The organism is Undibacterium sp. Tian12W (assembly GCF_049339405.1).
Lineage (GTDB): Bacteria > Pseudomonadota > Gammaproteobacteria > Burkholderiales > Burkholderiaceae_D > Undibacterium.
The window spans coordinates 23,912-32,909 of the sequence record NZ_JBMPPK010000036.1 but is presented as its reverse complement, the minus strand read 5'-3'; the positions used below and the strand labels follow the sequence as shown (position 1 = coordinate 32,909).

Below are 8,998 nucleotides of genomic sequence, written 5' to 3'. Positions count from 1 at the left end.
CGAATATCGCCAGCAAGGTCACCGTCATCCACCGTCGCGACAAGTTCCGTGCAGAGGCAATCTTGATTGACCGTCTGATGGCCAAGGTGGCTGAAGGCAAGATCGAAGTCAAATGGAACCATACGCTGGATGAAGTCATCGGTGATGACTCTGGTGTGACTGGCATCAATGTCAAAGCTGCGGATGGCACAGTTACCCCTATCACTCTGCATGGCGTGTTCATCGCGATTGGTCACAAGCCAAATACCAGCATCTTTGATGGCCAGCTTGATATGAAGAATGGCTATATCAAGACGCGTACCGGTACTGAAGGCATGGCAACAGCCACTAACGTACCAGGTGTGTTTGCAGCTGGTGACGTGCAAGACCATATCTATCGCCAGGCGATTACCAGTGCTGGTACAGGTTGCATGGCAGCGCTGGATGCACAACGTTTTCTGGAGAATTGATCTTTGTGAATTGAAGGGTAGTCTGCTTATAAAGAAGGCGAAAGGTATATGGCTGCTTTAGCCATGTACAATACCGTCCGCAGTTGTGGAAGACCATTTAGGTGATTTAGTCCACTTAAGCCGATTTTAAGCAGACCCTCTTTTTCAATTCATTATGTCCCAGATTACGTCAGTACCTGAAGTTCAATATAAAGATATCCGTGACCGTTTGCGTCAGTTCGTTGCCGAACGTGACTGGGCACAGTTTCATACACCTAAAAACCTGGCCAGTGCGTTGACAGTTGAGGCGGCAGAGTTATTGGAGATTTTTCAATGGCTGCCAACTGGCAAGGCAGATGAACTGGACGAACAGGCTAAAACAGCCATCCGTCATGAAATGGCCGACGTGCTGAATTACCTGGTCATGTTGGCCGATGCATTGCACGTGGATTTGTTTGCCGCCAGCATGGAAAAAATCGTCCTGAACGCCATCAAATATCCAGTGGAACAAGTGAAGGGCGACGCCAGGAAATATACTGCCTACGACAATGATCCCAAAATAGATGCGCCTTAATGTTGCGCACTACGCAGGGCAGCAAAGTAAAACGTCAACGACGCCAGTGAGAACAGTAGCAGGCAAGCCAGGATAGGGTAGGGCGATGTGGTGTGATGGACCAGACTGGCTATCAGCAAAGGCCCAGCCGCTTTTGAAAACAGCGCGGGGCCAGACATGGCTCCAGAGATAGCGCCATAGTTTTCTGTACCAAACAGGGTTTGCGGTATCGTGCCGCGTACGATGGTCAATATGCCATTGCTGAGGCCGTAGAGTATGCAAAACAGCGCAACTGCCCAGGCATGTGCGCCCATGAAGATCAGGACCAGCAAGGCGGCCGGCAGAGCTGCAAAGGTGAATTTGCCTACGGTTTGTGGCATGGCATTTCTGGCTATCGTCATTTCGCCTACCCGACCGAGCACTTGCATGGGGCCTATCATGGCGGCCATCAACACCGCCAGCGTGGCTGGATGATGCATTTCTTTGAGAACGGGAATCAGGTGTACCGACAAGGCGGAAAAAACAAAGCTGTTCGCCGCGAAAGCGAAAGCCAGTTTCCAGAACGTTGGGTGGCGCAGGGCCTCTTGCAGGCTGAAACTCTTCTTTTGTATCACTGCTGATTTAAGGCTGTCTTGTGTTTTGATTGTTTTTTGCAGCAGCAAATGCAAAGGCAGACATAAAAAAATTTGCGCCAGACCATAGGCCAGGTAAGTATGACGCCAACCCATTACCGTGTTCAATTGTTGGGTCAGCGGCCAGAATACCGTACTGGCAAAACCGCCAAACAGGGTGAGAGTAGAAATAGCCTGGCGACTGTGTTCCTTGAATTGCCGGGTCAGAGTAGCAAAAGCGGCTTCATATAAAGTCATCGCCATGGCCATGCCCAGGATGCTCCAGGCAAAATAATACATGGCCAGATTTTGCGCCTGACTGAGCGTGATCAGTCCCGTGCCGCAGATAAGTGAACCCATGCCCATGACAAACTTGCCGCCGTGACGGTCGAGCAAAATACCAATGTAGGTAGCGATCATGCCTGCGACCAGCAGGCTCCATGAAAAAGCCGCGAACACCAGTTCAGCGCGCCAATTCATCTCACGCTGAATTTCCGGTGCCAGAATGGCGATGGCGTAATACAGTGAACCCCAGGACAGGATTTGCGTGACAGCCAGTATGGCAATAGTCTGGTAAGCGTGCGGCGTATTCTTCATTTACTTTTATTGCGTTGCCTGGGCCGGCGCATGGCGCGGGTATTTTTTGATGGTGAAAACAGTAAGCTGCTGATCAGTCTGATTGAATGTCAGATGATGATGCATCTGAGGCTTTAACTGCATCTCCTCCTGGAGTTTTGCCGCTGCCTTCCAGTTTGTAAAACAGCAGACACATCAGAGGAGCAAAAATCAGCCATAAAAATACCGTCCACATTTGTGACTGTTGTTCACCAGAGGTGGGCAAGGCCAGGTAGGCTTTATTTGGATCAGTTGACGATACATAAACCTTGAGCTGTACGCCGGGGACCAGTTCTGCCGGTTTTAAACCCGTCATTCTGAGCACATGCTTAGCTTCGCAACGGGTGCAGATAGGGGAGATGGTGTCGGTAGTTCTTTCTACACCATTCAGGTTGTAGCTGTAAGTGAGTTGCAATAACTGCTTGTTGAAACTGCCATTGACGACATAGCCGGGATTATTATCGACATCATGCACCATCAGCACAAGATTGCCATCGACTTGTTCAAACTCACTGACAGGAACCCGCATGGTCTGGAGCTTTTGCAGATTATCGATGCCAAAATAAATCGAGATGATGGCGCAAATGACGACTAGGGTTCTGACTATCATAGGCAGCAAACATGGATGCGTGTAAGGGAACAACTGGCGTAGTTTATCATCAAGCTCATTTGGCTGGCGGCGCGGACGGTTTCTTTTCGCTGGCATCCTCGATGAGGGTCCTGGCTGGCAACCAGCCAGGGTAGGATGTCTCCAGTTTCTTCCAGATCGCAGCATGCTTGCCCAACTCACCAAAGCTCAGTGCCTTGCTTAATTTTTTGCGGGTGATGGCGGCCCAGGTTAGCAAGTCGTCGCACTTGCTTTTGGTATCCATGAGATTCAAGGTAAAGCTCAGGCTTTTTTCCTTGCCCGGTGCGATCAGGCGGCAATAGGTATTGTCTTTGCCTGTCTCCAGCACATAGGCTTGCTGCTGTTCATCGTAATACGCCACGTTCTTTTGCGTGATCAGGTCATCCCATTCATTGGCAGCCATGCTGGTGGTTTGTAGCAGTTTGCCGTGAAAATCGACACGCTTGACGATCAATTTGTTGGCCTTGCTGATTTCCACGCAATCTGCAAAATCACTGTTCGCTGGCGCGTTGATCAATTCTGCTGATGGGCAAAGAGAGATTTCAGCACCACCATGGACGTTCAGGAGCCTGACCTGTGTGTCTGCAGGCTTGCCGTCTTTTGCCGCCTGGGCCTTTGCATACTTGCTGCTCCTGGCGACGAGGATATTCTTGTCATCGATAACGTTGACCATATCGTAGTCCAGGTTCGGCCAGTCATCGTAGGCAATGAACCAGAATCGCTGAGGCTTGCGTAACGCATATTGCAGCGGTGGCGCAGGTGACGTACCGGCAGCCTGGGTTTCAGCAGCCGTCTTGCTTACTCTGAGCCAGTCTGTCAGTTGCAGGGCTTTGCCACCATCCTTGCTGTCACAGCCCGGCATGCAGGCAACTGTGAGCAAGAGCAGCATGGCTGCTGCCCACGGGCGCACAGGGTGATCAGGGGGAGTGGACTGTAATTGTGCTGGCAAACTGTTTCTCTATGTCAGGTGTATGGTCAGGCGCCATTGTAACGCCTGACTCGTGCAGCTTCATAGACAGTATCAGTTTAAGCTCAGCTTGAGTTGTAAATTTGCTTCTACATTTGCTTCTTCATTTATATCTGCATATGATTCTGCGCCATCATTATCAGTATCGAACAAATCTTTGGCGACTCCCATGGCGGCAGCAATCACCTGCATGTCATGTTCGCTGATGGCAAACAGACCGAAGCGGAATTGATAACCCCAATTCTTCACTCCTGCAGAAAATTCCAGTGTCTGTAGCAAGGGCAGGATGCTGGCGTGTCGTGATGGCGTCCATATGACGTCACGCCGGAATGGATGAAAATCATCTCCCATGTCTGCCTGATAGGCTTCGCGCGGCCTGACCCTGCCTATGGCAGTGAAAGTCTGCAATCTGATCTTGCTGCCAAAGACCTGGCTTGGTGAGTAATACGCGACCCTGTCGCCCGCCTGCAGGCGTCGCAAAGGTGCTGCCTTGCCATGACAGACTTGCATGTAGCCATCTGCCTGACCACGCAGCACGTGGTCGGCAGAGGCAACAGCGATCCAGTTACGGCACTGTTGGGCAGCCATGATCAGGCTGGCGCAAAAACGCGCAAGCGGTGACCGTCAGGGTCTTGCGCGACGAAGGTATAACCAAAATCCATGCTGCAAGGGTTTTGGATTATCGTTGTACCGCGCGTGGCCCAGTTGTCATGGGTGCTATCGACGGTGGCATTGTCAGCTACTGCAAAAGCCAGCTCACTGCCGCCAGCCTGGGTAGCGCCCGGTTCTACCGTGTGCTTTGACCACAAACCCAGTTTGTGGCCTGAGTCCAGTATGAACAGGTAAAAAGTAGGGGATGCTTCTACTGGCGTCAGGCCCAGTATCTTGCTGTAAAAGCCTGCGCTGGCTTCTGGACTATCGACATATAAAAGAACATAGCTTGGTGTCATCATGGTATCTGCCCCTAGAGGTGATGTTGTTTGCATTGATATGTTGTTCAAGGCAGAGACATCTTAGGATGTGCTAGTGTCAGTTTCTGTCAGCAGTGATGGCATGATGAAAAAAGCCTGCAGTTGCAGGCTTTCGATAAAGTACAGACTTAGCTGGTACCAGGAACCCTTTGACCAGCATCGTAATAAAGCGCCGGGATTTTTTTCTGGCTGAGCATCATCATGGCAAGGCTGGCCAATGCCAGCATGAACCAGTTGACTCCTGGCATTTTCAGGAACTGGGCAAAATCAAACAAGGCGCCACCCGCCAGGCTGCCGACCATGGTGCCCATGCTTTGGTAAAACATTTGCTGCGACATCAGCCTGCCGGTATCCGCCGCAGATTTGTTGGCAAAGCGTGCGACCAGCACATCCAGTGAAGGTCCATAAAATACCTGGCCAAAAGACAGTAGGATCGCAGAAACAATGACGGCAGCAGCACTATGGGTAAACACCACCATGATGGCAAAGCTGACAAACAGGCAGGCATAACCTATCTTCAGGAAACGGAAATGATCCAGCGTGCGCACTGCACGTTTAGAGATCGGTATCTGGAAAAAAATGATCACCAGCGCCGCCAGCCAGAAAGGCGTGGAGACCGGTATCTCAGGTGTGAACTTCGGAATATGCAGGCTGAAACCTATCATGGGCTGTACGGCAAAGCACCAGAATACTGAATTCGACAAATAAAACATCAGCGGCAGTTCTACCGGTTTTTCTGATTCAGTAGCGGCTACTGTAGTTGTGCCGGCTGCTTCATCTGCCTGAGCTTTTTGTTCCAGCGCCAGACTCTCTTGCTCATGCTCGCTGATGGCACGCATGGCAATCAGCATGAACAACCCATATACGATGAAGGTGATCAGCACGATCAGGAACACCAGCTTCAACTGATCATGCGGTACAAAACTTGCAGTCAGGTAGCCGCCAACCAGGCCCATGCGTATCGCGAAAGCCAGTTTGCTGAAAATGGAAGTCTGATCCAGACCCTTGAGCTTCAATAAATAATTTTTCAAGCCGGGGAAGGACAGGCCGCTACCCAGGCCAGCCAGCAAGGCAAACAGCGCCAGCGCCCAGGCCTGATTCAGATAAGCCATAAAATACAGGGCGATGCCTTCGAGCAGGATATTGCCTGAAATCGCCAGCGGGTGGTTCGCCATGCGCGAAAACCTGGTGCCCATATACGAGCCCAGCACCCGACCCAGGTTCAGGCCAAACAAAATCGATGCTGCCCAGAACCCCGAGAACGCCTTGCCCGTTTCAGAGACAATGATAGGTGTATATAAAGCAACGCCACCAGATGCGATGGCAACACCAATGTAAATCAGATAGGAATTGAAGACAGGATCGAATTTCTTGGTTTGCATAGGTCAGGGCGTCAGCGCCTGGGCAGCGCTAAAGATACTTAAAGCAGGAATGGTAAGAAGTGCAAATCGTTAAGACATGAACTTCATGTTGTGATGCTGCACAACAGAAAAAGTTCATCGATATAAGCAAATCTAATAAGCTTTAAATTGTACGCCTAATTTTAAAAACCTGTTGCTGGGTCGCAAGTTTCGACGAACCCGGCCTGAATCGGGACTAAATCGCGCCATTGAGGTGATCCCTGACAAACCCTAGAACCAGATTTTCCCCAGATACAACCAGCTCCAGCCCGCCATCAGGCACACGCTGAGCACTAGCAAACCAGTCGCCCCATTTGGCCGCAAGATACCGAGATAGCCTATGGCTACTGTCGCCACACCTTTCTTGACGCGCTTCATACTGCGCCAGCGCTGTATGAATTTCAGCATGGACAGGACAAAAGTAAACGTCGCACAGGACAGCAAGGTCACCCTGAATACATTCAGGAGATTCAGTTCACCCATCGATATTTTTTTATACGCCAGGCCAACCAGCGCCATCAAAACGGCTGCACCTATGGAAATGGCCACATTCGCATACATGGTCTTGCGGCTATTAACTGCAGCGTCTTCGAGCTCGCACTTGAGCAAATCAACTTTTTCATTGATCAGTGTGGAGGTTTCATGTTTGATCGCCAGTATGCGCTGGTCTATTGCCGCACCTATCTGTGCCGTAGAATAATCAATCAGTTCCCTGATGTCATCCTTGGTCATGCTGCGTTGGCTATGGATTTCATCAGACAGCAGGGCGATATTCCTGTCTACCTGCTCGCCAGCCTGACGTATGACTTCAGATAATTCATTACTGACCTGGTGGATGGACCTGTCCACCAATGGTGCTACCCGTTCATCAATGACACGGTTCAGACTCTGTTCAAAGGCAGATGATGCCTGTTTCAGATTCAATGGGTCAAACGCCATCTTTTCTCCGGTGAATAGCTTCGTGCCTGAGTATTTGATGTTGTCTCTGGAAATTTCAAGACCAGCGTCCTGATTGGGGCTAAAACTCTTCGTTCAATACACATAATCAGAGTTTAGTCAGGTGATACCAGTAAGTCATTCAAACGGTACTTGGGCATTTTTGATTTAAATTTTGCAATCCTTTGTATACCCTTAAATTGCTTCCTGGGCAACGAAACAGCTAAATACCTGTTTAGCGATGTGCTTTGATGCTTCAGGCCAGCTATCTGACACTGTTCAGATATACAAACTAGTGAACAAAGGATATTTATGTTGATCAAAAAACTTACTCTCATCGCGTGTGCAGCTGTGGGTATGCTCGCCAGCTCTTTCGCTACTGCCCAGACTTATCTTGGTGCTTCTGTAGGCCAGAGCGATAACAACAGCTACTGCAATTACGCCACAACTTGCGATTCCAAGGCCACCAGCTACAAGCTGTTCGGCGGCTATAATTTCAACAAGAATTTTGCAGTGGAAAGCAGCTATTTTTCTGGTGGCAAAACCTCTATCAATTCAGGTGTGCCGCTAGGCCATAGCGAACAAAAGAAAACCGGCTTCAGCCTGGCTGGCGTGTATAACTATGAATTCAATGAGGCTTTTGCCGGGTTTGCCAAACTCGGGATTGCGCGCGTAAAGGCAGAAACGACTTACGACACTTCAGGCCTGCCATCTTATTCAGCTTCGAATACCGGCAACCAAGCCCTGCTTGGTGTGGGCGTATCTTACAAGATCAATCCTAACCTTGCTGTCCGGGCAGAATTCGAGAAATTCAATGCCCACACTTTCTCCAATAGCGGTACTTCCGGCAGCAATCTGTCGGCTGGTTTGCAATACAATTTTTAATTGATAGGCACCGGTGGCGTTGGTGGATTAATTCCATCAGCGCTGACGGTATCTGACGATGAAGTGATGAAATGACGAGCCCCGCCTGGGGTTTGGTTCAGTTTCAGGCCTGGCTCTTTTTAGTGGCTTTACTGGTTTTTTTGACTGGCACTGGCAAAGCATCTGCAGTGATGTGAGCCAGGTTGGCCAACTGATCCCGGTCTTCCAGTAATTCACTGTCGATGAGGTACCAGGGCTTGGCCTGGGGGTAGGGTGCTGCTTCGGTGACTGTCGTTAGCAATTGTGTTAAGCATTGCTGCCCCGCCTCTGTCGGCTTGATGAAGAGCTGATCATCACAGATCAGCGCAAACATCTTGCCCGACATATACAGCGCGTATTCACCAAACATTTTTTTCGCGACCTCGTCTTCGCAACTATTTAACTGGTCGAGAATAAATTCTACAAAGCTTGCTTGTGAGCCCATGGTCTCGCTGTGAATGAAAATTGAATTTTAATCTGGACGACGAAAATCATCGGCTATCCAGGCCCTGGCATTTTGCTGGTTCAATTTATAGTTGGGGGTAACCCTGACTCTTGCCAGCTCGGTATTACCTGCATCTTGCGCACTAAGCCAGGCATAGGGATCATCCTCATCCGGCACGATGTCGAGCATGATCTTGAAGTCTGCTTCATCGGTCGCCACCATCAGGCTCTTGTGCAGTGTCGCATGCAGTTGCTGCTCATGACGGCGTATTACCTCGGATGCAGTTTTCACCAATGTGCCAAAGGCATTCGCGTCCAGCGGTTTGGGATTCTTTTTATCGCGCCCCATGGTCCACGGGCCAACCAGTGCAGGTTCAGGCTCGCCATCCTTGATCATGGCAACTGCCCAGCCTTCATCATCGTCATTCTTGATGACCTGGGCTGTCCAGCCCTTGTCGCGCCACAGGCGTGGCTCGCGGACCTTGTTGTCCTCTTCCTGAGGTGCGTTATCTTCTGGTGTGTATTCGTTATCGTTAGTCAAA

The 8,998-nt window shown here is 50.2% G+C and carries 12 protein-coding genes; 3 read left to right on the top strand and 9 right to left on the bottom strand.

The window, feature by feature from the left end; genetic code table 11:
- Both ACO0LI_RS29140 and ACO0LI_RS29135 read left to right on the top strand, forming a co-directional pair.
- A partial coding sequence (locus tag ACO0LI_RS29140; protein ID WP_423037256.1) for an FAD-dependent oxidoreductase occupies positions 1-449 on the top strand: 449 nt, incomplete at its 5' end.
- A gap of 154 nt (positions 450-603) precedes the next feature.
- Positions 604-1,002, top strand: a complete 399-nt coding sequence (locus ACO0LI_RS29135) for a nucleotide pyrophosphohydrolase (RefSeq protein ID WP_423037254.1) — start codon at positions 604-606, stop codon at positions 1,000-1,002.
- On the opposite strand, the gene ACO0LI_RS29130 is transcribed toward ACO0LI_RS29135, so the two are convergent.
- The 7 genes from ACO0LI_RS29130 to ACO0LI_RS29100 all read right to left on the bottom strand — a co-directional run bounded on the left by ACO0LI_RS29130 (position 999) and on the right by ACO0LI_RS29100 (position 7,112).
- Positions 999-2,189 carry an MFS transporter gene (locus ACO0LI_RS29130; RefSeq protein WP_423037252.1) on the bottom strand — a complete coding sequence of 397 codons (1,191 nt, stop codon included), beginning with the start codon at positions 2,187-2,189 and terminating at the stop codon, positions 999-1,001. The genes ACO0LI_RS29135 and ACO0LI_RS29130 overlap by 4 nt on opposite strands.
- A gap of 73 nt (positions 2,190-2,262) precedes the next feature.
- Entirely contained in the window at positions 2,263-2,913 is a 651-nt protein-coding gene (locus ACO0LI_RS29125; RefSeq protein WP_423037250.1) for a hypothetical protein, read from the bottom strand.
- Positions 2,873-3,784 (bottom strand): hypothetical protein, encoded by a 912-nt coding sequence (locus ACO0LI_RS29120; RefSeq protein WP_423037249.1) that lies wholly within the window; start codon positions 3,782-3,784, stop codon positions 2,873-2,875. Before ACO0LI_RS29120 ends, ACO0LI_RS29125 begins: the two co-directional genes overlap by 41 nt.
- A gap of 72 nt (positions 3,785-3,856) precedes the next feature.
- Positions 3,857-4,390 (bottom strand): EVE domain-containing protein, encoded by a 534-nt coding sequence (locus ACO0LI_RS29115; protein ID WP_423037247.1) that lies wholly within the window; start codon positions 4,388-4,390, stop codon positions 3,857-3,859.
- A gap of 2 nt (positions 4,391-4,392) precedes the next feature.
- Positions 4,393-4,755, bottom strand: coding sequence for a VOC family protein (locus ACO0LI_RS29110; RefSeq protein ID WP_423037245.1), 363 nt, complete (start codon positions 4,753-4,755; stop codon positions 4,393-4,395).
- Between the two features lie 146 nt (positions 4,756-4,901).
- Entirely contained in the window at positions 4,902-6,155 is a 1,254-nt protein-coding gene (locus tag ACO0LI_RS29105; RefSeq protein WP_423037243.1) for an MFS transporter, read from the bottom strand.
- Between the two features lie 249 nt (positions 6,156-6,404).
- Positions 6,405-7,112 carry a hypothetical protein gene (locus tag ACO0LI_RS29100; protein WP_422953468.1) on the bottom strand — a complete coding sequence of 236 codons (708 nt, stop codon included), beginning with the start codon at positions 7,110-7,112 and terminating at the stop codon, positions 6,405-6,407.
- A gap of 309 nt (positions 7,113-7,421) precedes the next feature.
- Between ACO0LI_RS29100 and ACO0LI_RS29095 the strand changes: the two genes are divergently transcribed.
- Entirely contained in the window at positions 7,422-7,994 is a 573-nt protein-coding gene (locus tag ACO0LI_RS29095) for an outer membrane beta-barrel protein (protein WP_422953467.1), read from the top strand.
- Between the two features lie 103 nt (positions 7,995-8,097).
- On the opposite strand, the gene ACO0LI_RS29090 is transcribed toward ACO0LI_RS29095, so the two are convergent.
- Positions 8,098-8,457, bottom strand: coding sequence for a TfoX/Sxy family protein (locus ACO0LI_RS29090; protein WP_423037241.1), 360 nt, complete (start codon positions 8,455-8,457; stop codon positions 8,098-8,100).
- Between the two features lie 27 nt (positions 8,458-8,484).
- The gene (locus tag ACO0LI_RS29085; protein WP_423037239.1) at positions 8,485-8,997 is read right to left on the bottom strand and encodes a hypothetical protein; all 513 of its coding nucleotides are present in this window, start codon (positions 8,995-8,997) and stop codon (positions 8,485-8,487) included.
- Position 8,998: the final 1 nt, after the last annotated feature.